Raw genomic sequence first — 23455 nt, forward strand, 5'->3', positions numbered from 1 at the left:
AGTACCGTGAAGCTGCCGTGCGGAAGGATGCACGTATGTTTGAGAAGTTCACCGACAGGGCCCGCAAGGTGATGAACCTCGCCCAGGACGAGGCGCGCGGCCTCGGCCAGATGTACGTGGGCACCGAGCACCTGCTGCTCGCGCTCATCAAGGAGGGGGAGGGCGTCGCCGCCCAGGCGCTCGCCAAGCTCGACGTCACCTACGAGGAGGCGCTCTCCACCGTGCAGAGCCTCACCACGCAGGACGGCGAGCCCGTGCCCGGCGGGCACATCCCGTTCACGCCCCGCGCCAAGCGCGTGCTCGAGGGCGCGTACCGCGAGACGATGGCGCACGGCCAGACCTACATCGCCACCGAGCACCTGCTGCTCGGCATCGTCGCCGAGGGCAACGGGCGCGCGATGGACGCGCTGCGCCAGATGGGCATCTCCGGCGACGCCGTGCGCAACGCGGTGAACGAGCTCGCCGGCAAGAGCCCCGAGGGCGCCCCGCGCGAGGCGGCGACGGCCGACGTGCGCATGGCCGGCTTCGGCGGGCCCCAGCAGCAGGGCGAGGAGGGCTCGGTCCTCGAGCAGTACGGCCGCAACCTCACCAAGCTGGCTACGGACGGCAAGCTCGACCCGGTGATCGGCCGCGACCGCGAGATCGAGCGCGTCATGCAGGTCCTCGCGCGCCGCCAGAAGAACAACCCGCTCATCCTCGGCGACCCGGGCGTCGGCAAGACGGCGATCGTCGAGGGGCTCGCGCAGCTCATCGCCTCCGGCAACGTGCCCGACATCCTGCGCGGCAAGCAGATCTGGACGCTCGACCTCGCGAGCCTCGTCGCCGGCTCCAAGTACCGCGGCGAGTTCGAGGAGCGCATGAAGAAGGTCGTCGCCGAGCTCGAGGCCTCCGACGAGGACATCCTGTTCATCGACGAGATCCACACCGTCATAGGCGCGGGCTCCGCGGAGGGCTCGATCGACGCCGCCTCGATCCTCAAGCCGCCCCTCTCGCGCGGCGAGATCCAGGTCATCGGCGCCACCACCGCCGACGAGTACCGCAAGCACGTCGAGAAGGACTCCGCCTTCGAGCGCCGCTTCCAGCCGGTCAACATCGGCGAGCCCAGCCCCGAGGACACCGTCCGCATCATCGAGGGCCTGAAGGACCGCTACGAGCGCCACCATCACGTCCGCTACACCGACGCCGCCATCCAGGCCGCGGTCTCGCTCTCGGACCGCTACGTCCAGGACCGCTTCCTGCCCGACAAGGCGATCGACGTGCTCGACGAGGCTGGTGCCCGCACGCGCGTCCACAAGATGGCGCTCCCGCCCGAGATCGCCCAGGTGGACGCCGACCTCGCCCGCGTGCGCGAGGAGAAGTCCGCGGCCGCCGCCGCCCAGGAGTTCGAGGACGCCGCGCGCCTGCGCGACGAGGAGAAGTCCCTCGTCGCCCGCCGCGACGAGCTCGAGGCCGCCTGGCGCGAGGAGCTCGCCGCCAACGTGGTCACGGTCGACGAGCAGGACATCGCCGACGTGGTCTCGGCCATGACCGGCGTGCCCGTCTCCAGCCTCACCGAGGCGGAGGCCTCCAAGCTCCTGCGCTGCGAGGACGTGCTCCACCAGCGCGTCGTCGGCCAGGACGAGGCGGTCACCAAGGTCGCCAAGGCCATCCGCCGCAGCCGCAGCCCCCTCAAGGACCCGCGCCGCCCCGGCGGCTCGTTCATCTTCCTCGGCCCCTCCGGCGTGGGCAAGACCGAGCTCGCCAAGGCACTCGCCGAGTTCCTCTTCGGCTCCGAGGAGGCGCTCATCTCCTTCGACATGTCCGAGTTCATGGAGAAGCACACCGTCTCCAAGCTCGTCGGCGCCCCTCCGGGATACGTGGGCTACGACGAGGGCGGCGAGCTCACCAAGGCCGTGCGCCGGCGCCCCTACTCGGTCGTCCTCTTCGACGAGGTCGAGAAGGCGCACCCCGACGTGTTCAACGTCCTGCTCCAGATCCTGGAGGAGGGCCGCCTCACCGACGGCCAGGGCCGTCACGTCGACTTCTCCAACACCGTCATCATCATGACGTCCAACATCGGCGCCCGCGACATCGCCCAGACCACCACGATGGGCTTCTCGGCCCAGGGCGCGAACGGCCTCTCCGACAAGGAGATCGAGAGCCGCGTCATGTCCGAGCTGAAGAAGCACTTCCGCCCCGAGTTCCTCAATCGCGTGGACGAGGTCGTGGTCTTCAGGTCGCTCACCCCCGAGCAGCTGCGTGACATCGTCGACCTCATGGTGGCCGACCTGCGCGAGCGCCTCATCGCCGAGGGGATGTCCATCGAGCTCACGGACGCCGCCCGCGACCTCGTCGCAAAGAGGGGCGCCGACCCGGTCTACGGCGCGCGCCCGCTGCGCCGCGCCATCCAGACGCTCATCGAGGACCCGCTCTCCGAGGAGCTGCTCCAGGGTCTGTGGCGCGCCGGCGAGATCATCCGCGTGGACGAGAAGGACGGCGAGCTCGTCTTTGAGCACGCGGTCGGCGAGATCCCCGCGCCGCGTCGCCGCGAGACCATGGGCTCGCCCGACCTTCTCGGCTCGCTTCCCGAGCCCTCGCGCGGGGCGACCGGTGCCGGCGGCCTGCTGAGCGCGGGGGAGTAGCCCACGGGCTCAGCGGTCAAGTCCCGCCGCGAGTTCTTGCCGCGCCCTCTGCGGCAAGCTGTCCGAGCGCCGGGGCTTGACCGCCGAGGACGTGGGCGGCGGGCGCCGGCGCTATACTCGTAATCGACCGCCGACAGAGAGGGGCGCACGTGGACGTCACCCAGCTCGACCCAGCAACCGAGCACGAGCAGCGCTTCGACGACGCGATCAGGAAGACCGCGCCGGGGACGCCGCTGCGCACGGCCCTGGACATGATCCTGGCGGGCCACCTGGGCGCCCTCATCTGCGTGGGCGACTCGGAGAACGTCCTCGCCGCCGGCGACGACGGCTTCAAGCTCGACGTCTCGTTCACCGCGAACCGCCTCTTCGAGCTGTGCAAGATGGACGGCGCCGTGGTCGTCGACCGCGACCTCACCAAGATCCTGCGCGCCAACTACCACTTGAACCCGGACCCATCGCTGCCCACCTCCGAGACGGGCATGCGTCACCGCACGGCCGCCCGCATGAGCCTGCTCACCAAGGCCACGGTCATCTCGGTCTCCGCCCGTCGCTCGGTGGTCAACGTCTACGTCGACGGCAGGGGCTTCGAGCTCAAGAGCGTGAGCGACCTGCTCACGACCGTGAACCAGCTCACGGTCGCCATGCAGAACACGCGCAACCAGCTCGACCGCAGCCTCCTGCGCCTCACGAGCCTCGAGCTGGACAACTGCGTCACCCTGGGCGACCTCACGAGCGTCTTCTACCTCTTCGAGGTCCTGCAGTCCGCCGGCGACGAGCTGGGATCTTGCATCGAACAGCTCGGCAGCGAGGGCAAGGTCGCGCGGATGCAGGGCGAGGAGTACCTGGCCGGCCTGGACGAGGCCTACCTCCTCATGATCCGCGACTACGCGGCGGACTCCTCTGAGGAGACGGCGCGCGTCATCCGCCGGCAGCTGCACGATACCGTGAACACCCAGCTGCGCTCCGCCAAGTTCGTGGCCAGGCTGCTCGGCTACGACGACGAGCGCGGCGAGGACTCCATCATGACCCCGCTCGGCCTGCGCACGCTCTCGCGCGTGCCGGTGGTGCGCGACGGCATGGCCGACAAGATCGTCGACGAGTACGGCTCGCTCCAGGAGGTCCTCGAGGCCGTCGACGACGACCCGTCGCGCCTCGGCGAGATCGGCGTCAAGAACCCCGGTGTCCTCGCCAACAGCCTCCACCGAATGTGGGACAAGGGCGAGTGATGGGCGCGCGGACGCCCGACCTGAGCGCGTGCGCCTGCCCCGAGCGGGTGGGGGAGGCCGCGCTCGGCGCCGACACCTGCGCGATCGTCGTCGCCGGCGGATCCGGCGAGCGCTTCGGCGACCCCCGCGGCAAGCAGTTCGTCGACCTTGCGGGGATGCCGCTCATGTGCTGGTCCGTCGCCGCCCTCGACCGCTGCCCGTCCGTCGCCCGTCTCGTGGTCGTGTGCGCCCCGGACAGGGCGCGGCAGGTCGAGGAGGACGTGCTCTCGCGACTCTCCCTGGCCAAGCCCGTCGTGCTCGCGCCCTCCGGGGAGACGCGCCAGGGGTCGGTGCTCTCGGGCCTCTCCGTCGCCCCCCGCGACCTCGAATTCGTTGCGGTCCACGACGCGGCTCGCCCCCTCGTCGAGGTGGAGCAGGTCGAGGCCTGCATCGCCGCCGTCCGCGCGGACGAGGCACTGGCCGGCGCCATCCTCGCCTCTCGCTGCACGGACACGCTCAAGCTCGTGGAGGGCGAGAAGATCGTGGCCACGCCCGACCGCTCGTTCTATTGGGCGGCGCAGACCCCCCAGGTCTTCCGTCGCCGCGCCCTTCTCGCCGCGCACAAGGCGGCGGCCCGCGACGAGTACCTCGGCACCGACGACGCCTCCCTCGTGGAGCGCATGGGCGGGCGCGTCCGCGTCGTGGAGTCCACGCGCGACAACATCAAGGTCACGCTGCCCGAGGACCTCGCCCTCGCCGAGGCCACCCTCGAGCGGCGCCTGCTGGGCTGAGCGGCTGCTTAAGAAATCGGGGTTGTTGTAGCCCCGCGGTCACGGCTCGCTTAGGAAATTGGGGTTGTTGCAGGTTGACGGTTCTTCTCGGCGGGCATGCCACGAAGAAACCCCAGTTGACACGCGTCCTTATCGCCGTCCGGCGCGCCGAGAAGGACGTGGAGGGTTCAACAACTCCCAAATTCTAAGCATCCCAAGCGCGCCGAGGCACAACAACTCCGATTTCCTAAGCGCCTGCGCCCCGGCAACCGTAATCGCGTGCCTGGCATGTGCTACGTTGGAACCCCACCCAACGGAGAGGGGCCGAACATGCTTCGCATCGGACATGGGTTTGACGTGCACGCGTTCGCCGAGGGGCGGCGTCTGATTTTGGGCGGCGTCGACGTACCGTGCGAGCGCGGTCTCGCCGGGCACTCGGACGCAGACGTGGTCGCGCACGCCCTCATGGACGCCGTGCTTGGGGCGTTGCGCGCCGGCGACATCGGCAAGCTCTTCCCGGACACCGACCCAGCCTACGAGGGCGCGGACTCCCTGGTCCTGATGCGCCACGTGACCGATCTCGCCCGTTCCCGCGGCTGGCGCGTCGCCGACGTTGACTGCACCATCGCGGCGCAGGCCCCCAAGCTCGCCCCCTACCGCGAAGAGATGCGCGCCAACATGGCGGATGCGCTCGGCATCCCCGTCGACGCCGTCGGCGTCAAGGCCACCACGACCGAGCACCTCGGCTTCGTGGGCCGCGAGGAGGGCATCGCCGCCTGGGCCGTCGCCCTGCTCGAGAGCATCGAGTAGCGGCCCTTCTCGCCCGCCGGCGCTATACTGGTCCAACGCAAGACAGCCAACCGCAAGGAGCACGCATGCTCGTCTACAACAGCCAGACGCACAAGAAGGAGGAGCTCGTCCCCATCGAGCCCGGCAAGATCCGCATGTACGTCTGCGGCCCCACCGTCTACGACCAGATTCACATCGGCAACGCGCGCACGTTCCTCGCGTTCGACGTGATCCGTCGCTACCTCATGTACAAGGGCTATCAGGTCACCTTTGCCCAGAACCTCACCGACGTGGACGACAAGATCATCAACCGCGCCAACGAGACCGGGCGCAGTGCCGCCGAGGTCGCCGAGGAGTGCTCGGCGGCCTTCATCGAGCAGATGCACCGCTTCGGCGTGCTCGACCCGGACATCCGCCCGCGCGCCACGCACGAGATCGAGGCCATGCAGGAGATGATCTCCCTGCTCATCGAGCGCGGCGTGGCCTATCCCGTGCCCTCCGGCGACGTCTACTTCTCTGTGCGCGCCGACCACAACTACGGCATCCTCTCCGGCCGCAGCCTCGACCAGATGCGCGCCGGCGAGCGCGTGGAGGTCAACGACGAGAAGCGCGACCCCTTCGACTTTGCCCTCTGGAAGGCCGCCAAGCCCGGCGAGCCCAGCTGGCCCAGCCCCTGGGGCGACGGCCGCCCCGGCTGGCACACCGAGTGCTGCGCGATGATCCACCGCTACCTGGGCACTCCGATCGACATCCACGGCGGCGGCGCCGACCTCATCTTCCCGCACCACGAGAACGAGACCGCCCAGGCCATGTGCGCCTGGGACGCCGCGCTCGCCAACACCTGGATGCACACCGGGATGCTCCGCGTCGACGGCGAGAAGATGTCCAAGAGCCTCGGCAACTTCTACACGCTCAAGGAGGTGCTCGACAAGTACCCTGCGGACGCCGTGCGACTGCTCATGCTTCAGACCCACTATCGCGCGCCGCTCGACTTCTCCTTCGAGCGCCTCGAGGGCGTGGCCGGCACGCTCGAGCGCCTGGAGACCTGCGTGCGCAACCTCCGCTGGGCGGCGGAGCGCTCCCCGCAGGACGGCGAGCTCAACGACGCTGACCGCACCCTCGGCGCGCAGATCGACGCCGCGCGCGAGGAGTTCTGCCGCCAGATGGACGACGACTTCAACACCGCCGGCGGCCTCGCTGCGATCTTCTCGCTCGTGACCGCGGCCAACACCTACCTGGCCGACGCCGCCGACGACACCTCTACGGCCGTCTGCCTGCGCGCTGCCGACATGCTCACCGAGCTCGCGGACGTCATGGGCATCAACCTCTCCCGCTCCACGGGCGAGGACGACCTGCCCGCCGGCCTCGTGGACCTCGCGCGTGACCAGGCCGGCTACGAGGGCTCCTCTGCCGCCGAGGCGGCCGAGGTTCTTCTCGCCGCACGCCAGCAGGCCCGTGCAGAGAAGAACTGGGGTGTCGCCGACGCCATCCGCGACGGCATCACCGCGCTCGGCCTCGTGGTCGAGGACACCGCCGCCGGCGCCCGCCTGCACCGCAAGGAGTAGGCGACCATGGCAAAGAACCAGTCCCGCACGCCCGGTCGCGACGTTCGCGGCGGCAAGGGCAAGGGCGGCCGTCCCTTCCGTCCCGCCTCCGGCAAGGGGCAGCACGGCGAGAAGGGCCGCGGCACCCGTCCGGTCCCGGGCGCGGCGCGCCGCGGGCCGCAGCAGCGCGATCGCTCCGACCTCATCGAGGGCCGGCGTGCCGTCGAGGAGGCGCTGGCCTGCGGGATGCCGCTGCGCTCGGCGCTCGTTCAGGAGCGCTCCGGTGAGCGCGACCAGGCGCTCGAGAAGATCGCCGCCCGGCTCGACGAGGCCGGCGTCCCCGTCGAGCGCGTGCCGCGCGCCCGCCTGGACGCGCTCTCCAGCCATGGCGCCCACCAGGGCATCGTCGTGCGGACCCGACCTTTCGAGTACGCTGAGCTCTCCGACGTGATCGCCGCGGCGGGGGAGGGCGACGCCCTCGTCGTCGTGCTCGACCACGTGACCGACCAGGGCAACTTCGGTGCCATCGTGCGCACGGCAGAGGTCGTGGGCGCGGCGGGCGTCGTCGTGGCCAAGGCACGCGCCGCCTCCGTGGGCGTGGGCGCGTACAAGACCTCCGCGGGTGCCGTCATGCACCTGCCCATCGCGCAGGTCCCCAACCTCGCGCGCGTGATCGAGGAGCTCCAGGCCGCCGGCTTCTGGGCCTGTGCGGCCACCGAGCACGCGACCGAGGACGTCTGGCACGCTCCCATGGGCGGGCGCCTGGCCCTGGTCATGGGCTCCGAGGGTGAGGGCATCTCGCGCCTGGTGGCCGAGAAGTGCGACTTCTCCTGCCGTCTGCCGCAGCGCGGGCGCGTGGAGTCGCTCAACGTCGCCCAGGCAACGACCGTGCTCTGCTACGAGTGGCTGCGGCGCGTCGAGTGTGGCGGCGAGGCCGATGCCTAGGGCTGCCGCCCCGCGCGAGCTGCTCGTGGTTGACGGCTACAACGTCATCTACAAGTCCGAGCGCTACCTCGCCCGCATGGACGAGACCGCCGAGGGCGACCCCTTCGAGCAGGCGCGCGACCTGCTCGTCGCCGACGTGGCCGCCTATGCCAAGGGCCGCTACGAGCCCGTGATCGTCTTCGACGCGGCGGGCAACGTCTCACCGGAGCGCCCCGACCTCTCCAAGGCCGGCGTGCGCCTGGTCTTCTCGCCCGCCGGCGAGTCCGCCGACACCGTGATCGAGCGCCTAGTCACCGAGGCGCGCCTCGCCCCGCAGGCCGTGACGGTGGTCACCTCGGACAACACCATCAGGGCCACGGTGGGCGGCATCCCCGTGACGCGCGTCTCGAGCGACGTGCTCGTGACCAACATGGACGCGCTGGACGTCGAGTACCGCCAGGCCAACGCCGAGCGCCAGACCCAGCACATGCGCCTCGAAGACCGCATCGACCCGGCAGCCCGCGAGAAGCTCTGGCGCCTCCTGCGCGGGTGAGACAAAGGGGACAGGTACATTTGTCTCACGTCCTTCTGACCCTCCTGACTGACTACTTTTGCGGCTTGCGACCCCGGATCGGGCCGCGCGAGCGGGAAAACCTGTCACCGTTCCACGAGGCAGCGAGAAGAACGCACTTCTCGCCGTCCGCCGGACCCGCTATCATGAACGAACACGCCGGCATGGCTCAATGGCAGAGCAACGGTTTTGTAAACCGTGGGTTGGGGGTTCGACTCCCTCTGCCGGCTCCAGGAGCTCAGGGGCTGCGACTTCACGGTCGCGGCTCTTATCCTTAGAGGGGGGCGGGATGGCAGACGATTTCAGCGAGTGGGCGTCAGATGCCCCGCTGCGAACGCCGGACGGGTTCTCTGAAGTTGTCACGGCGGCTGGGGTGGCCGTCTCAGCCATAGAGCGCAACGAGATGCTTGCGTATGCGTCCAGGACGTTTGTCGGGGTGCACGAGCCACTGCTGAGGCGCATCCTCGCCGGCTACCAGAGCGCAAAGAGGCTGCAGCTGCTTGGGATGGCGGGCTATGTGGTCGCTGCGCTGGTGGTGCTCGCTGTCGTGCTAGCGCTGCCGCTCCAGATGGAGGCGGAGCTCAAGGCAATTGCATGGGCCGGGGTTGCCGCTCTTGCTTTCATAGCGTTCATTCCGGCGTGGATCCTGCTCTGCAACCACGTGCTGGTGCCGGATTGGAACACCTACGCAACGTGGTATCGTCGCCGCGACCGCAAGGGACTCGGCTTTGCGGACCTTTACGAATCGTTTGGTATGGCGTATCCGCTTGCACGTGGCTGACAGACAAACGGTGGTGGCGCTGACCTGCGGATGTGTGCGCCTCGTGACAATAGATACGCCCGGCAGCGGGGTATACGTTGACAAGTTTTTTGCCACGTCGTAATCTATCTTCCGCTTGCGAGGGAGAACGTGCCTCGTGAGTGGCTGAAAACGGAATGGGGATGTGGCACAGCGGCAACTGCGGCGGACTGTAAATCCGCTCCCTCTGGGTTCCTTGGTTCGAGTCCAAGCATCCCCACCATCCGCCCGTGTAGCTCAGTCGGTAGAGCACTTCGTTGGTAACGAAGAGGTCACCGGTTCAAATCCGGTCGCGGGCTCCATTTCCGCCTTTCAGCGCACGCACCTGCCGGTGTAGCTCAGTTGGTTAGAGCACGCGGCTCATACCCGCGATGTCACTGGTTCGAGTCCAGTCACCGGTACCAGAGTTCCATGGCGGCGCCTCGGCGCCGCTTGGCATAAGTGTTGCAGTTTTAGAGGATTGGCCGCGAGGTCGGTTCCAGAAGGAGGATGGCAATGGCCAAGGAGAAGTTTGATCGTTCCAAGCCCCACGTAAACATCGGTACCATCGGTCACGTCGACCACGGCAAGACCACCACGACCGCGGCCATCACCAAGGTCCTCTCCGAGACCGAGGGCTGCAAGGCTGACTACACCGCCTTCGAGAACATCGACAAGGCTCCCGAGGAGCGTCAGCGCGGCATCACCATCAACGTTGCCCACATCGAGTACGAGACCTGGGAGCGTCACTACGCCCACGTCGACTGCCCGGGCCACGCTGACTACATCAAGAACATGATCTCCGGTGCGGCTCAGATGGACGGCGCCATCCTCGTCATCGCCGCCACCGACGGCCCCATGGCCCAGACCCGCGAGCACATCCTGCTCGCCCGTCAGGTCGGCGTCCCCTACATCATCGTCTTCCTGAACAAGTGCGACATGGTTGACGACGACGAGCTCATCGACCTCGTCGAGATGGAGACCCGTGACCTCCTCTCCGAGTACGGCTTCCCCGGTGACGACCTGCCGATCATCCGCGGCTCCGGCCTCGGCGCCCTCAACGGCGAGCAGAAGTGGGTCGACTCCATCATCGAGCTCATGCACGCCGTCGACTCCTACATCCCGACGCCGCCGCGTGACAACGACAAGCCGTTCCTGATGGCCATCGAGGACGTCATGACCATCTCCGGCCGCGGCACCGTCGCCACCGGCCGTGTCGAGCGCGGCGCCCTGAAGCTCAACGAGCCGGTCGAGATCATCGGCATCCGCGAGAAGCAGACCTCCGTTGCCACCGGCATCGAGATGTTCCGCAAGACCATGGACTACTGCGAGGCTGGCGACAACGTCGGCATCCTCCTGCGCGGCATCAAGCGCGAGGACATCGAGCGCGGCCAGGTCATCTGCAAGCCCGGCACCGTCACCCCGCACAAGAAGTTCACCGGTGAGATCTACGTTCTCACCAAGGAGGAGGGCGGCCGTCACACCCCGTTCTTCGCCGGCTACCGTCCGCAGTTCTACTTCCGCACCACGGACATCACCGGTGACATCTCCGAGCTCACCGACTCCAACGGCACCAAGGTCGAGATGGCCATGCCGGGTGACCACGTGACCGTCACCTGCGAGCTCATCCACGAGATCGCCATGGAGCAGGGCGACAAGTTCGCCATCCGCGAGGGCGGCCACACCGTCGGCGACGGCCGTATCTCCACCATCCTCGAGTAGTCTCCACTCACTCGAACCCAAGGGGCCCGGCACCCAGTGCCGGGCCCTTTTTCGGCCCTGCGAGGCACCGTCCTTCTCGGCTCTGTGCATTTTGTGATTGAAGAGCCGAGAAGAGCGTTGCCTTGACAAGATCAAAGGTCCGATGGTAGTGTTTACCACCGCGTCACATTCATTCAGGAGGATTCATGCGTACTCTGGTTACTCTCGCCTGCACCGAGTGCAAGCGCCGCAACTACACCACGGACAAGAACAAGTCCAACAACCCCGATCGCATGGAGTTGAAGAAGTACTGCCCGTGGTGCAAGAAGCACACGCTGCACCGGGAGACCCGCTAGCAGGTGGGCTTTCCAAACAGGCCAGTAGCTCCAATGGTAGAGCGGCGGTCTCCAAAACCGTTTGTTGAGGGTTCGAGTCCTTCCTGGCCTGCCAGATTTCACCACCGGCTTTCCCTTCGGGGTTAGCCGGTTTCCATGTAAGGAACGTCTTCGAGGGAGTCAGATCGATGGCCAACAAGGACCGCAACAAGAGGAGCGTCCGCAAGGCACGGGCCGAGGAGCGCGCCCGCGTCGAGGCCGCCCAGGCCACCTCTGCGCCCGAGGCCTCGGGCAAGCCCGCGAAGGCAGTCGCCAAGACCGAGAAGAAGCCCGAGAAGAAGTCGGACAAGAAGCTCGGCGTCTTCCGTCGCCTTCTCAACTATCTCGGCGAGGTCCGCTCCGAGATGAGGCGCGTCGTCTGGCCGTCGAAGGAGGAGCTCAAGAGCTACTCCTCCGCCATCATCGTCATGCTCATCATCTTCGGCGTGATCATCTGGCTCGTTGACTCCGGCATCGTCGCCGTGCTCGTGGGCTACACGGGCCTCAGGGGGTAGACATGGCTAAGCGCTGGTACGTGATTCACACCTACTCGGGCTACGAGAACAAGGTCAAGGCCGACCTCGAGCACCGCATCGAGACCTACGGCCTCTCCGACCAGATCGTGGACATCCAGATCCCGACCGAGGAGGTCACGGAGATCAAGGACGGCGGCAAGCGCGAGACCAAGGAGTCCAAGGTCCTGCCGAGCTACGTCCTGGTCCGCATGGAGGGCAACGACGACACCTGGTCCTTCGTCCGCAACACGCCGGGCGTCACGGGCTTCGTCGGCCCCGACGGCAAGCCGTCCCCGCTGCGTCGCAGCGAGTTCGATAAGATCATGCGCCGCACCGGCGCCCGCGGCACCACCCCCGCGGTGCCCAAGCGCACCTCCACCTCGCTCGAGGTCGGCCAGTCCGTCCGCGTGGTCTCCGGGCCGCTCGCGGACTTCGACGGCCAGGTCTCTGAGGTCATGCCCGAGGCCGGCAAGGTCAAGGTCATGCTCATGATCTTCGGTCGCGAGACCCCGGTCGAGCTCACGCTCGAGCAGGTCACCGCAATCGCGTAAGGAAGGAGCCTCCGCCCGCCCGTATCGGTGAGGATTGCTTCTCGGGCGCGGCGCAGACATAGCAAGCAAGGAACCCCTCAAGGAGAAGAACCATGGCCAAGAAGAAGGTCGTCAACTTCATCAAGCTCCAGATCCCGGCCGGCGGCGCCAACCCCGCGCCTCCCGTCGGTCCCGCCCTCGGTGCCGCCCAGGTCAACATCATGCAGTTCTGCCAGGCGTTCAACGCCGCCACGCAGGACAAGGCCGGCGACATCATCCCCGTCGAGATCTCGGTCTACGAGGACCGCTCCTTCGACTTCGTCTGCAAGACCCCGCCTGCTGCCGAGCTCATCAAGAAAGAGCTGGGCCTCAAGGGCGGCTCCGGCGTCCCCCAGCGCGACAAGGTCGGCCAGCTCTCCCAGGAGCAGCTCACCAAGATCGCCGAGATCAAGATGCCGGACCTCAACGCCAACGACATCGAGGCCGCCAAGAAGATCGTCGCCGGCACCGCCCGCTCCATGGGCGTGACCATCGCCGAGTAGCAAGCGTCTAAGCGCCGAGGGGGACGGTCCCTCCCGGCACACGATGTGGGAGGGCGCAAACGCCCGCTGACCACAGGAGGTTCGCAACATGCCCAAGCACGGAAAGAACTACAAGGCCGCTGCCGCCAAGGTTGAGAGCACCAAGCTCTACGCGCCGAAGGCCGCCATGGAGCTCGCCAAGGAGCTCGCTCCCGCCAAGTTCGACGAGACCGTCGAGGTCCACGTCCGTCTCGGCGTCGACACCCGCAAGGCCGACCAGAACGTCCGCGGCTCCATCTCCCTGCCCCACGGCACCGGCAAGAGCGTGCGCGTCGCCGTCTTCGCCGAGGGCGAGAAGGCCCGCGAGGCCGAGGCCGCCGGCGCCGACGTCGTGGGCTCCGACGACCTCGTTGCCCAGATCCAGGCCGGCGAGATCAACTTCGACGCCGCCATCGCCACGCCCAACATGATGGGCAAGGTCGGCCGCATCGGCAAGATCCTCGGCCCCCGCGGCCTCATGCCCAACCCCAAGCTCGGCACCGTCACCATGGACGTCGCCAAGATGGTCAGCGAGCTCAAGGCCGGCCGCGTCGAGTACCGCGCCGACCGCTACGGCATCTGCCACGTCCCCATGGGCAAGGTTTCCTTCGACACCGAGAAGCTCGTCGAGAACTACGGTGCGCTGCTCACCGAGCTCATCCGCGTGAAGCCGTCCAGCGCCAAGGGCAAGTACGTCAAGTCCGTCGTCGTCTCCACCACGATGGGCCCTGGCATCAAGGTCGACCCCGCCCGCACGCGCAACTTCATGGAGGACTAGCGCGTATTTCCCGTCAGCTTGACGGGCTTCTCGCCGCGTGACACAATGTCCCGTGCGAGATGCCCGTCTCGCGCCTGTTTCACTGCATGTCCGCTGCCAAAGACAGCCGGTGCCGCAAGGCTCAAAGGGGAAACCCGCCTGCCGAGGTGGTCTCAGAGATAAGCATCCTCGAGGACCCCGCTTTGGCAACGCCGAAAGCGGGGTCTTCTCATGCGGAAGGCCCGCCCGTCGGCGGCATGCCCGACCGCAGCAAGAGGAGGTGTAACAACATGCCATCCAAGTCCAATGTCGAGATGCTCGAGAAGGTCTCCGGTTCCATCGAGAACGCCGGCGGCCTGTTCGTGGTCGACTACCGTGGCCTCTCCGTCAAGGAGACCCAGGAGGTCCGTCGCGCCCTGCGCGCCGCCGGTGCCGAGATGAAGGTGTACAAGAACAACATCGTCAAGATCGCTCTTGAGAACGCCGGACTCCCCAACATCGACGACATGCTCGCCGGCACCTGCGCCTACGTCTTCTACGGCGAGGATCCCGTGGAGCCCGCCAAGGTGATCAAGGAGCAGTCCGAGAAGCTCAAGAAGATGAACTTCATCGGTGCCATCGCCGACGGCAAGGCCCTCACGGCCGACGAGGCCAAGGCCTACGCCGACCTGCCCAACCGCGAGCAGCTCATGGCTCAGGTCGCTGGTCTCATCAGCGGCTTCGCCCGCGACATCGCCGTCTGCATCAACGGCGTGCCCTCCGGCCTCGCCCGTGGCATCAACGCCGTGTCCGAGCAGAAGCAGGCTGCCTAGCAGCCAACCGGGGAGGCGTCCGCCTGCCCGCACCCGCAAACGCAAATCCGCGCACGTCGCGCGGGACCGAAAGGATTGAGAAATGGCTAAGCTTACCACCGAGGAGATCATTGACGCCCTCAAGGAGATGACCCTGCTCGAGGCTTCCGAGCTCGTCAAGGCCATCGAGGAGACCTTCGGCGTCTCCGCCGCCGCCCCCGTCGCCGCCGTCGCCGCCGCTCCGGCTGCCGGCGCTGCCGCCGAGGAGGAGGAGAAGACCAACTTCGACGTCGTGCTCGAGGGCTTCGGCGACAACAAGATCGCCGTCATCAAGGTCGTCCGCGCTCTGACCAACCTCGGCCTCAAGGAGGCCAAGGAGGTCGTCGAGGGTGCCCCCAAGGCCGTCCTCGAGGGCGCCAAGAAGGAGGACGCCGAGGCCGCCAAGAAGCAGCTCGAGGAGGCCGGCGCCACCGTCACCCTCAAGTAAGTCTCCTTACCTCGGGTTACGCGCAACGCGCAGACAAGGGGTCGGACCTGCGGGTCCGGCCCCTTTTTCGTATGCGCCGTCTGTCCACGCGCGCAGGAAACCCGTCCCGTGTACCGGTCGGCTGGGGCAAGACCGGTACACGGGACGGGTTTTCTCAGCGAAAGGGCCCAAAACCGGTACACGGGGCCGGTTTTGCACGCGAGGGGGCCGTTCTTCTCGACGGCGTCACCGAACCTCCACAACAGGGTGGGACGAGAAGTACGTTTCCGCAGGTAGATTTGGCGAGAAGAACCAGCTACTAAAAACAGGGGCGCAAGTCAAGGGTTTTCGTTGACCGGCCAGGTGCGTTTCGGTAGATTATTACGTTGCGACAATTGCCGCCTTCCACCCTTTTAGAAGGAGGAAAAGCCTGGTGTCTACCGCAAAGACTGCTCTTACCAAACCACAGGGCACGACCGGACGCAAGACCTTTAGCAAGATTGCTCCCGCGATGGAGCTCCCCAACCTGATCGACGTTCAGAAGGAGTCCTTCGAGCGCTTCATGGGCGAGGGCCTTGCCGAGTCCTTCGCTGAGTTCTCCCCGATCGAGAACTCCGCGCACACCATGGAGGTCGTCTTCGGCGACCACCAGTTTGGCGACCCGGCGCACACCATCGCCGAGTGCTGCGCCAAGGATATCTCCTACCAGGCTCCCCTCTTCGTTGACGTGCGCTTCGTCAACAAGGAGACGGGCGAGATGAAGGAGCAGCTCGTGTTCATGGGCGACTTCCCGCTCATGACCGACCGCGGCACCTTCATCATCAACGGCACCGAGCGCGTGGTCGTCTCCCAGCTCGTCCGCTCCCCGGGCGTGTACTTCTCCACCGAGATGGACAACGGTGTGCGCGTGCACAAGGCCCAGTTCATCCCCGCCCGCGGCGCGTGGCTCGAGTTCGAGGTCGACAAGCGCGGCCACCTCGTGGTCTCCATCGACCGCAAGCGTCGTCAGTCCGCGATGGTGTTCCTGCGCGCCCTCGGCATCGCCGAGAGCGACGAGGACTTCTACGCCCTCTTCGGCGACACGGACGTCGTGCGCAACACCCTCGAGCGTGACGCCTCCACCACCCGCGAGGCCGCCCTCCGCGAGATCTACCAGCGCCAGCGCCCCGGCGAGCCCGCCACGGCGGACGCCGGCCGACTGCTGCTCGAGGGCCTGTACTTCAACGCTCAGCGCTACGACCTGGCACGCGTCGGCCGCTACAAGGTGAACAAGAAGCTCGAGCTCTCCGCCGACGCCGAGAGCCGCGTGCTCACCAACGAGGACATCGTCGAGGCCATCCGCTACCTCCTCGCCCTCCACGAGGGTGACGAGACCAAGCGCGTCGACGACATCGACCACTTCGGCAACCGCCGCGTCCGCACCGTGGGCGAGCTCGTCCAGAACCAGTTCCGCATCGGCATGAGCCGCATGGAGCGCGTGGTCCGCGAGCGCATGGCCTCCCAGGATGCCGACGACATCACGCCGCAGAGCCTGATCAACATCCGCCCGATCGTGGCGGCCATCAAGGAGTTCTTCGGCTCCTCGCAGCTCTCGCAGTTCATGGATCAGGCCAACCCGCTCTCCGGCCTCACGCACAAGCGCCGTCTCTCCGCGCTCGGCCCGGGCGGCCTCGCCGGCCACAAGTCCGGCTCCAGCCGCCGCACCAACGTGCCCACGGCCGTCCGCGACGTCCACAACTCGCACTACTCTCGCATGTGCCCGATCGAGACCCCCGAGGGTCCCAACATCGGCCTCATCGGCTCGCTTGCCCTCTACGCCCACGTCAACGAGTACGGCTTCATTGAGGCCCCGTACCGTCGCGTGGTCGACGGCAAGGTCACCGACCAGATCGACTGGATGACCGCCGACGAGGAGGAGTCCCACAACATCGCTCCTGCCAACACGCCGTACGACCCCAAGACCGGCGAGTTCGTCGACGTCGACTCCAAGGGCAAGGTCGTGCGCCCGGAGCGCATCATCGCCCGCACCCGCGACTTCGACGGCTCCTTCGGCGCCCCCGCCCAGGTGGCCGTCGAGGACGTCGACTACATGGACGTCTCTCCGCGCCAGCTGCTCTCCGTGGCGGCCAACCTCATCCCGTTCCTCGAGCACGACGACGCCAAGCGTACCCTCATGGGCGCCAACATGCAGCGTCAGGCCGTGCCCCTGATCAAGGCGCACGCGCCGTTCGTGGGCACCGGCATGGAGGAGCGCGCCGCGCTCGACTCCGGCGAGCTCATCCGCGCCGCGCACGCCGGCACCGTCACCGAGGTCGACGCCGCCCACGTGGTCGTCTACTCCGACGAGCACGGCTCCGAGCGCTACGACCTCCCCAAGTACGAGCGCTCCAACCAGTCCACCTGCATCAACCACCGCCCGATCGTCTCCGCGGGCGAGAAGGTCGAGGCCGGCCAGCCGCTCGCCGACGGCACCTCGATCGACCACTGCGAGCTCGCCCTGGGCGCCAACCTCACCGTGGCCTACATGCCGTGGGAGGGCTTCAACTACGAGGACGGCATCATCGTCTCCGAGCGCGTCGTCCAGGAGGACCTGCTCACGTCCGTGAGCATCTCCCGCCACGAGATCGACGCCCGTGACACGAAGCTCGGCTCCGAGGAGATCACCCGCGAGATCCCGAACCTCTCCGAGGACATGCTCGCCAACCTCGACGATGACGGCATCATCCGCATCGGCGCCGAGGTCGGCCCCGGCGACATCCTCGTCGGCAAGGTCACGCCCAAGGGCGAGACGGCCCTCACCGCCGAGGAGCGCCTCCTGCGCGCCATCTTCGGCGCCAAGGCCCACGACGTCCGCGACACCTCCCTCAAGATGCCGCACGGCGCCTACGGCCGCGTCGTCGACGTCGTCCGCTTCAGCCGCGAGGCCGGCGACGATCTCCCGCCGGGAGTCAACGAGCTCGTCCGCGTCTTCGTGGCCCAGCGCCGCAAGATCCAGCAGGGCGACAAGATCGCCGGTCGTCACGGCAACAAGGGCGTCGTCTGCAACGTCCTGCCCGTGGAGGACATGCCCTACATGGCCGACGGCACGCCCGTCGACGTCCTTCTCGACCCGCTGGGCGTCCCGTCCCGTATGAACGTGGGCCAGCTCCTCGAGTGCCATCTCGGCTGGGGCGCCTCCCACGGCTGGGACGACGAGTCCGCGAACTCCAAGAAGTACGTCCCCGGACCCATCCCCGTGGCCACGCCCGTCTTCGACGGCGCCACGGACGAGGAGGTCGCCGAGGTCCTGCGCCGCACCAACATCAACATGATGAACAAGGCCAAGCTCGAGTACGGCGACCACATGCGCGAGGAGTTCGTCCCGCAGCTCAACGACCTCGGCAAGACCACGCTCTACGACGGTCGCACCGGCGAGGCCTTCAAGAGCCCGATCACCGTGGGCACGAGCTACATCCTGAAGCTCGGCCACATGGTCGACGACAAGATCCACGCGCGCTCGACCGGCCCCTACAGCCTCGTCACCCAGCAGCCGCTCGGCGGCAAGGCCCAGTTCGGCGGCCAGCGCTTCGGCGAGATGGAGGTGTGGGCCCTCTACGCCTACGGCGCGGCCAACGTCCTCCAGGAGATCCTCACCGTCAAGTCCGACGACACCAACGGCCGCGTCAAGACCTACGAGTCCATCGTCAAGGGCGAGAACGTCCCCGCGGCCGGCATCCCCGAGTCCTTCAAGGTCCTCGTCAAGGAGATCCGCTCCCTGGCCCTGGACATCGAGCCGATCTCCTACCAGAAGCGCGCCGAGCGCGCGGAGCAGGAGAAGGCCGCCGAGGCCGAGGACGCCGTGGACGTCTTCGCGGACATGACGGCCGTCGACGAGCTCGTCGATGACCTCGCCCGCAACATGAACGACGCCGAGTCCGCCCTCGTCGGCGACGCGACCAGCGATAAGGAGTAGCGACTGTGGCTGATTTCGACACCACCGACTTTGACGCCATCAAGATCTCCCTTGCCTCTGCAGACCGCATCCGCAGCTGGTCGCACGGCGAGGTGAAGAAGCCCGAGACGATCAACTACCGCACGCTCAAGCCCGAGAAGGACGGCCTGTTCTGCGAGAAGATCTTCGGCCCCACCAAGGACTGGGAGTGCGCCTGCGGCAAGTACAAGGGCATCCGCTTCCGCGGCATCGTCTGCGAGCGCTGCGGCGTCGAGGTGACCACGGCCAAGGTGCGCCGCGAGCGCATGGGCCACATCGAGCTCGCGGCCCCCGTGAGCCACATCTGGTACTTCAAGAGCCCGTCGAGCTTCCCGCTCGCGCGCCTGCTTGACATCAAGAGCAAGGACCTCGAGAAGGTCCTCTACTTCGCCAGCTACATCGTCACCAAGGTCGACGCCGAGGCCCGCGAGGCCGACGCGGCCGACCTCAAGGAGGAGCTGGACGCCGACCTCGAGGAGCTCGACGCCGAGCGCGACGACCAGATCGCCCGCCTGCGCGAGCAGGGCGAGGGCGGCGAGGACGAGTTCGGCGACATCGAGCCGCTCTCCGAGGAGGAGATCCGCGCCGGCATCGCCGACCTCGAGGCCGAGTACGAGGACGAGAAGCGCCTCCGCACCGAGGCCTACGAGAAGTTCATGCAGCTCGAGGAGCGCGAGCTGATCTCCGACGAGGGTCTCTTCTCGGAGCTCAAGCGCTACTACGGCATCTACTTCAAGGGCGGCATGGGCGCCGAGGCCGTGCGCGACCTGCTCCGCGGCATCGACCTCGAGGCCGAGGCCACCGAGCTCCGCCAGGTCATCGCCTCCGACACCGCTCAGAAGCAGAAGCGCGAGAAGGCCATCAAGCGCCTGGAGATCGTCGACGCCTTCCTCAAGGGCGGCAACGACCCGGCCAACATGATCCTCGACGTCATCCCGGTCATCCCGCCCGACCTGCGCCCGATGGTGCAGCTCGACGGCGGCCGCTTCGCGGCGTCCGACCTCAACGACCTCTACCGTCGCGTGATCAACCGCAACAACCGCCTCAAGCGCCTGCTCGACCTCGACGCCCCGGCGATCATCGTCAACAACGAGAAGCGCATGCTCCAGGAGTCCGTGGACGCGCTCTTTGACAACGGCCGTCGCGGTCGTCCCGTCACCGGCCGTGGCGGGCGCCCGCTCAAGTCGCTCGCCGAGGCCCTCAAGGGCAAGCAGGGCCGCTTCCGCCAGAACCTGCTCGGCAAGCGCGTCGACTACTCCGGCCGCTCGGTCATCGTCGTCGACCCCAAGCTCAAGCTGCACCAGTGCGGCCTGCCCTCCCAGATGGCGCTCGAGCTCTTCAAGCCGTTCGTGATGCGCCGCCTGGTCGAGCTCGGCAAGGTCGAGAACATCAAGGGCGCCAAGCGCGCGATCGACCGCCAGCTCCCGGCCGTGTGGGACGTCCTCGACGAGGTGATCCAGGATCGCCTGGTCCTTCTCAACCGCGCCCCCACGCTGCACCGCCTGTCCATCCAGGCCTTCGAGCCGGTCCTCGTGGAGGGCAAGGCCATCCACCTGCACCCGCTGGTGTGCGCCCCCTTCAATGCGGACTTCGACGGCGACCAGATGTCGGTCCACGTGCCGCTCTCCACGCAGGCCCAGACCGAGGCCCGCGTCCTCATGCTGTCGTCCAACAACCTGCGCTCGCCCGCCTCGGGCAAGGTGCTCACCGTGCCGTCGCAGGACATGGTCTTCGGCTCCTACTACCTCACGACCGAGGTGGGCGGGAAGACCGACGACACCCCGGTCTTCGCCGACTTCGATGACGCGCTTCTCGCCATCGACATGAACCACGACCTCGACCTCCAGCAGCCCGTCGTCGTGCGCGTGAGCGCCGCCGACGCTAACTGCGAGGAGGACGGCCGCAAGCTCTTCCGCGTCATGACCGCCCGCGGCACGTTCGAGGACCTCGACGTCACCGAGCACACCGCGCGCTTCGAGACCACCATCGGCCGCATCGTCTTCAACCGCCAGTGCCTGCCCGCCGACTACCCCTTCATCAACTACAAGATGGTGAAGAGCGACATCGGCGCCCTGGTCAACGACTGCTGCGACCGCTACCCGCTGGCCGAGGTCGAGCCCATCCTCGACGCCATCAAGGAGACCGGCTTCCACTACGCCACGCTCGCGGGCCTCACGGTCTCGGTCTGGGACGCCACGATCCCGGCCGACAAGCCGCAGATCCTCGAGGAGGCGCAGGAGCGCGTCGACGAGATCAACGAGTACTACGAGGACGGCTTCCTGTCCGACGTGGAGCGTCACACCGAGGTCGTCAACGCGTGGACCGAGTGCACCGACCTTCTCGCCACCGAGATGCTCGCCGGCTTCGCCGAGGACAACCCGATCTACATGATGGCCGACTCCGGTGCCCGTGGCTCCAAGACGCAGCTCCGTCAGCTCGCCGGCATGCGCGGCCTCATGGCCGACATGTCCGGTGACACGATCGACCTGCCGATCAAGGCCAACTTCCGCGAGGGCCTCGAGCCGCTGGAGTACTTCATCTCCACCTACGGCGCTCGTAAGGGCCTCGTCGACACCGCCTCCCACACCTCCGACTCCGGCTACCTGACCCGTCGTCTCGTCGACGTGGCCCAGGACGTCATCGTCCGCGAGGAGGACTGCGGCACCGACGAGGGCGTCACCTACCCGCTGATCAAGCCGGGTGCCACGAGCGTCGACACCGACCTCATCGGCCGCTGCGCCCTGAACGACATCTGCGACCCCGCCACCGGCGAGGTGCTCATCGCGCGTGACGGCTACATCACCTCCCGCGACGACCTGGAGATGCTGGTCGAGCACGGCCTCAAGAAGGTCGAGCTCCGCGCGCTGCTCACCTGCAAGTCCAAGTACGGCGTCTGCCAGAAGTGCTACGGCTGGGACCTTTCCACGCGTCGTCCGGTCAACATCGGCACCGCCGTCGGCGTCATCGCCGCCCAGTCCATCGGCGAGCCGGGCACCCAGCTCACGATGCGTACGATCCACTCCGGCGGCGTCGCGGGCGCTGACGACATCACGCAGGGCCTCCCCACGGTCGCCCGCATGTTCGACGTCGTCGGCAACGTCAACGAGAAGATCCTCGGCCGCGAGGCCGACCTCGCGCCGGTCTCCGGCACCCTGCGCATCACCCCCGAGCAGGCCGAGTACCTGCTGCGTATCGTTGACTCCGAGGACGCCACCCGCACCATCGAGGAGTGGCGCGTCCCCGCGTCCGTGCGCTTCATGCCGGGCGTCGAGGACGGCGTCGAGGTCCGCGCCGGCGACCAGATCACCCGCGGCTTCGTGAACTTCCGCAAGCTGCGCAAGCTCACCGACATCGAGTCCACGATGCACACCTTCGTGGAGTCCGTGAAGGACGTCTACACCTCCCAGGGCGTCGACCTCAACGACAAGCACATCGAGGTCATCGCGCGCCAGATGCTGCGTCGCGTCCAGGTCACCAACCCCGGCGACTCCCAGTACCTGCTGGGCCAGTACGTCGACCGCTACGTCTTCGCCGACACCGTGCGCAACGTCGCGCTCGCCGGCGGCACGCCGCCCGAGGCCGAGCCCGTGATCCTGGGCACCCTCAAGGTGGCCAGCTCCATCGACTCCTGGCTCTCCAGCGCGTCGTTCATCCGCACCGCCGGCGTCCTCACCGAGGCCGCTATCGAGGGCGATGTGGACCACCTGCTCGACCTCAAGCCCAACGTCATCGTCGGCAAGCAGATCCCGGCCGGCACGGGCCTCTCGGCGTACAATGACGTCGAGCTCACCTACCACGGCACGAAGATCGACGGTCCCACCTCGCCGCTCGCCAAGAGCCTGCCCGAGTGGGCGCCCGACGAGCTCAAGGGCATCGAGGAGAAGCTGCCCAAGCAGCTCGACTGGGTCGGCGACGACTTCGGCTTCGGCGGCGTGTACTCCAAGAACGGCCGCACGCTCTCCAGCGAGGATGCCAAGCTCTACCTCTTCGACGACCTCGGTGTGTCGCAGCGCTGGACCAACAAGTTCAGCGAGGTCGGCATCGAGACCGTCGGCGACCTCATCGGCAAGACCGAGGACGACCTCCTGCGCATCGACGGCATCGGTGCCAAGGCGATCGAGGAGCTCCGCGACGGCCTCGAGGCCCGCGGCCTGCTCTACATCCTCGAGCCCGACGAGGACGAGGCCGACAGCGAGGACCTGTCCCAGCTCCTGAACATGGTCTTCTCGCCCGACGCCGACGCCGACATCATGCTCGGCACGGCCGCCCCGGCCACGCACCACTTCGACGACGACGAGCTGATCGGCGGCACCGACGCGTCGAACGAGGGCTCGGACGTCATCAACGAGGACCTCGGCTCCCTCGACGACCTCCTCTCGCAGGTGGTCCGCCAGGAGAGCGAGGAGTAGGCGCTCGTTCCATACGCACCTGAGGGACCGCCCGCCCTTCTCACCGGCTCACTGAGCTTCGCTCAGAAGTCGCCGGTCGAGAAGGGCGGGCGGTCCGTGCGTATGGGACGAGGGTCGCCGACCGGGGGTTTCTCGGTCGAAATCCCTCCTGGGAAGCCCCTTCTCCGGGTGTGTACGAAG

Annotated in this window: 18 protein-coding genes and 5 tRNA genes; all 23 read left to right on the forward strand. The window is 67.4% G+C overall.

Going from position 1 to position 23455, the window contains the following annotated elements:
* Positions 1-35 precede the first annotated feature (35 nt).
* The 23 genes from INF26_RS00885 (at position 36) to INF26_RS00995 (ending at position 23275) form a co-directional block, all read left to right on the forward strand.
* Positions 36-2621 (forward strand): ATP-dependent Clp protease ATP-binding subunit, encoded by a 2586-nt coding sequence (locus INF26_RS00885; protein ID WP_193528867.1) that lies wholly within the window; start codon positions 36-38, stop codon positions 2619-2621.
* Positions 2622-2770: 149 nt separating this feature from the next.
* Positions 2771-3847, forward strand: coding sequence for a DNA integrity scanning diadenylate cyclase DisA (gene disA, locus INF26_RS00890; protein WP_193528868.1), 1077 nt, complete (start codon positions 2771-2773; stop codon positions 3845-3847).
* Positions 3847-4617 (forward strand): 2-C-methyl-D-erythritol 4-phosphate cytidylyltransferase, encoded by a 771-nt coding sequence (gene ispD, locus INF26_RS00895; protein WP_193528869.1) that lies wholly within the window; start codon positions 3847-3849, stop codon positions 4615-4617. The genes disA and ispD overlap by 1 nt, the downstream gene beginning before the upstream one ends.
* A 309-nt stretch (positions 4618-4926) precedes the next feature.
* The gene (ispF, locus tag INF26_RS00900; RefSeq protein ID WP_193528870.1) at positions 4927-5406 is read left to right on the forward strand and encodes a 2-C-methyl-D-erythritol 2,4-cyclodiphosphate synthase; all 480 of its coding nucleotides are present in this window, start codon (positions 4927-4929) and stop codon (positions 5404-5406) included.
* Between the two features lie 65 nt (positions 5407-5471).
* On the forward strand, positions 5472-6950 hold the full coding sequence (gene cysS, locus INF26_RS00905; protein ID WP_193528871.1) for a cysteine--tRNA ligase: 1479 nt from the start codon (positions 5472-5474) through the stop codon (positions 6948-6950).
* Between the two features lie 6 nt (positions 6951-6956).
* Positions 6957-7874: a 23S rRNA (guanosine(2251)-2'-O)-methyltransferase RlmB gene (rlmB, locus tag INF26_RS00910; RefSeq protein ID WP_193528872.1), complete on the forward strand. Its 918-nt coding sequence runs from the start codon at positions 6957-6959 to the stop codon at positions 7872-7874.
* Entirely contained in the window at positions 7867-8406 is a 540-nt protein-coding gene (locus INF26_RS00915) for an NYN domain-containing protein (RefSeq protein WP_193528873.1), read from the forward strand. The genes rlmB and INF26_RS00915 overlap by 8 nt, the downstream gene beginning before the upstream one ends.
* 176 nt (positions 8407-8582) lie before the next feature.
* Positions 8583-8657, forward strand: a tRNA-Thr gene (locus INF26_RS00920).
* Between the two features lie 56 nt (positions 8658-8713).
* The gene (locus INF26_RS00925; protein WP_193528874.1) at positions 8714-9205 is read left to right on the forward strand and encodes a hypothetical protein; all 492 of its coding nucleotides are present in this window, start codon (positions 8714-8716) and stop codon (positions 9203-9205) included.
* Positions 9206-9362: 157 nt separating this feature from the next.
* Positions 9363-9446, forward strand: a tRNA-Tyr gene (locus INF26_RS00930).
* Positions 9447-9449: 3 nt separating this feature from the next.
* Positions 9450-9525, forward strand: a tRNA-Thr gene (locus INF26_RS00935).
* A 25-nt stretch (positions 9526-9550) separates the two neighbouring features.
* Positions 9551-9627, forward strand: a tRNA-Met gene (locus tag INF26_RS00940).
* Positions 9628-9718: 91 nt separating this feature from the next.
* A complete protein-coding gene (gene tuf / locus INF26_RS00945; RefSeq protein ID WP_193528875.1) occupies positions 9719-10924 on the forward strand; it encodes an elongation factor Tu in 1206 nt (401 codons plus the stop codon).
* 185 nt (positions 10925-11109) lie between these two features.
* Entirely contained in the window at positions 11110-11259 is a 150-nt protein-coding gene (gene rpmG / locus INF26_RS00950) for a 50S ribosomal protein L33 (RefSeq protein WP_193528876.1), read from the forward strand.
* Between the two features lie 18 nt (positions 11260-11277).
* Positions 11278-11353 (forward strand) — tRNA-Trp (locus tag INF26_RS00955).
* A gap of 73 nt (positions 11354-11426) precedes the next feature.
* Entirely contained in the window at positions 11427-11792 is a 366-nt protein-coding gene (gene secE / locus INF26_RS00960; RefSeq protein WP_193528877.1) for a preprotein translocase subunit SecE, read from the forward strand.
* 2 nt (positions 11793-11794) lie between these two features.
* Entirely contained in the window at positions 11795-12343 is a 549-nt protein-coding gene (gene nusG, locus INF26_RS00965; protein ID WP_193528878.1) for a transcription termination/antitermination protein NusG, read from the forward strand.
* A 92-nt stretch (positions 12344-12435) separates the two neighbouring features.
* Positions 12436-12864 (forward strand): 50S ribosomal protein L11, encoded by a 429-nt coding sequence (gene rplK, locus INF26_RS00970; RefSeq protein WP_193528879.1) that lies wholly within the window; start codon positions 12436-12438, stop codon positions 12862-12864.
* An 88-nt stretch (positions 12865-12952) separates the two neighbouring features.
* Positions 12953-13660: a 50S ribosomal protein L1 gene (gene rplA / locus INF26_RS00975; RefSeq protein ID WP_193528880.1), complete on the forward strand. Its 708-nt coding sequence runs from the start codon at positions 12953-12955 to the stop codon at positions 13658-13660.
* A 269-nt stretch (positions 13661-13929) separates the two neighbouring features.
* On the forward strand, positions 13930-14451 hold the full coding sequence (rplJ, locus tag INF26_RS00980; protein ID WP_193528881.1) for a 50S ribosomal protein L10: 522 nt from the start codon (positions 13930-13932) through the stop codon (positions 14449-14451).
* Positions 14452-14533: 82 nt separating this feature from the next.
* Positions 14534-14917, forward strand: coding sequence for a 50S ribosomal protein L7/L12 (gene rplL / locus INF26_RS00985; protein WP_193528882.1), 384 nt, complete (start codon positions 14534-14536; stop codon positions 14915-14917).
* Positions 14918-15329: 412 nt separating this feature from the next.
* Entirely contained in the window at positions 15330-18848 is a 3519-nt protein-coding gene (gene rpoB / locus INF26_RS00990; RefSeq protein ID WP_193528883.1) for a DNA-directed RNA polymerase subunit beta, read from the forward strand.
* 5 nt (positions 18849-18853) lie between these two features.
* On the forward strand, positions 18854-23275 hold the full coding sequence (locus INF26_RS00995) for a DNA-directed RNA polymerase subunit beta' (protein ID WP_193528884.1): 4422 nt from the start codon (positions 18854-18856) through the stop codon (positions 23273-23275).
* Positions 23276-23455: the final 180 nt, after the last annotated feature.

The organism is Thermophilibacter gallinarum (genome assembly GCF_014982725.1).
Lineage (GTDB): Bacteria > Actinomycetota > Coriobacteriia > Coriobacteriales > Atopobiaceae > Thermophilibacter > Thermophilibacter gallinarum.

Coding starts and splice junctions, on each gene's coding strand:
- INF26_RS00885 (WP_193528867.1), top strand. CDS start 36: ATGTTTGAGAAGTTCACCGACAGGGCCCGCAAGGTGATGAACCTCGCC.
- ispD (WP_193528869.1), top strand. CDS start 3,847: ATGGGCGCGCGGACGCCCGACCTGAGCGCGTGCGCCTGCCCCGAGCGG.
- ispF (WP_193528870.1), top strand. CDS start 4,927: ATGCTTCGCATCGGACATGGGTTTGACGTGCACGCGTTCGCCGAGGGG.
- cysS (WP_193528871.1), top strand. CDS start 5,472: ATGCTCGTCTACAACAGCCAGACGCACAAGAAGGAGGAGCTCGTCCCC.
- rlmB (WP_193528872.1), top strand. CDS start 6,957: ATGGCAAAGAACCAGTCCCGCACGCCCGGTCGCGACGTTCGCGGCGGC.
- INF26_RS00915 (WP_193528873.1), top strand. CDS start 7,867: ATGCCTAGGGCTGCCGCCCCGCGCGAGCTGCTCGTGGTTGACGGCTAC.
- INF26_RS00925 (WP_193528874.1), top strand. CDS start 8,714: ATGGCAGACGATTTCAGCGAGTGGGCGTCAGATGCCCCGCTGCGAACG.
- tuf (WP_193528875.1), top strand. CDS start 9,719: ATGGCCAAGGAGAAGTTTGATCGTTCCAAGCCCCACGTAAACATCGGT.
- rpmG (WP_193528876.1), top strand. CDS start 11,110: ATGCGTACTCTGGTTACTCTCGCCTGCACCGAGTGCAAGCGCCGCAAC.
- secE (WP_193528877.1), top strand. CDS start 11,427: ATGGCCAACAAGGACCGCAACAAGAGGAGCGTCCGCAAGGCACGGGCC.
- nusG (WP_193528878.1), top strand. CDS start 11,795: ATGGCTAAGCGCTGGTACGTGATTCACACCTACTCGGGCTACGAGAAC.
- rplK (WP_193528879.1), top strand. CDS start 12,436: ATGGCCAAGAAGAAGGTCGTCAACTTCATCAAGCTCCAGATCCCGGCC.
- rplA (WP_193528880.1), top strand. CDS start 12,953: ATGCCCAAGCACGGAAAGAACTACAAGGCCGCTGCCGCCAAGGTTGAG.
- rplJ (WP_193528881.1), top strand. CDS start 13,930: ATGCCATCCAAGTCCAATGTCGAGATGCTCGAGAAGGTCTCCGGTTCC.
- rplL (WP_193528882.1), top strand. CDS start 14,534: ATGGCTAAGCTTACCACCGAGGAGATCATTGACGCCCTCAAGGAGATG.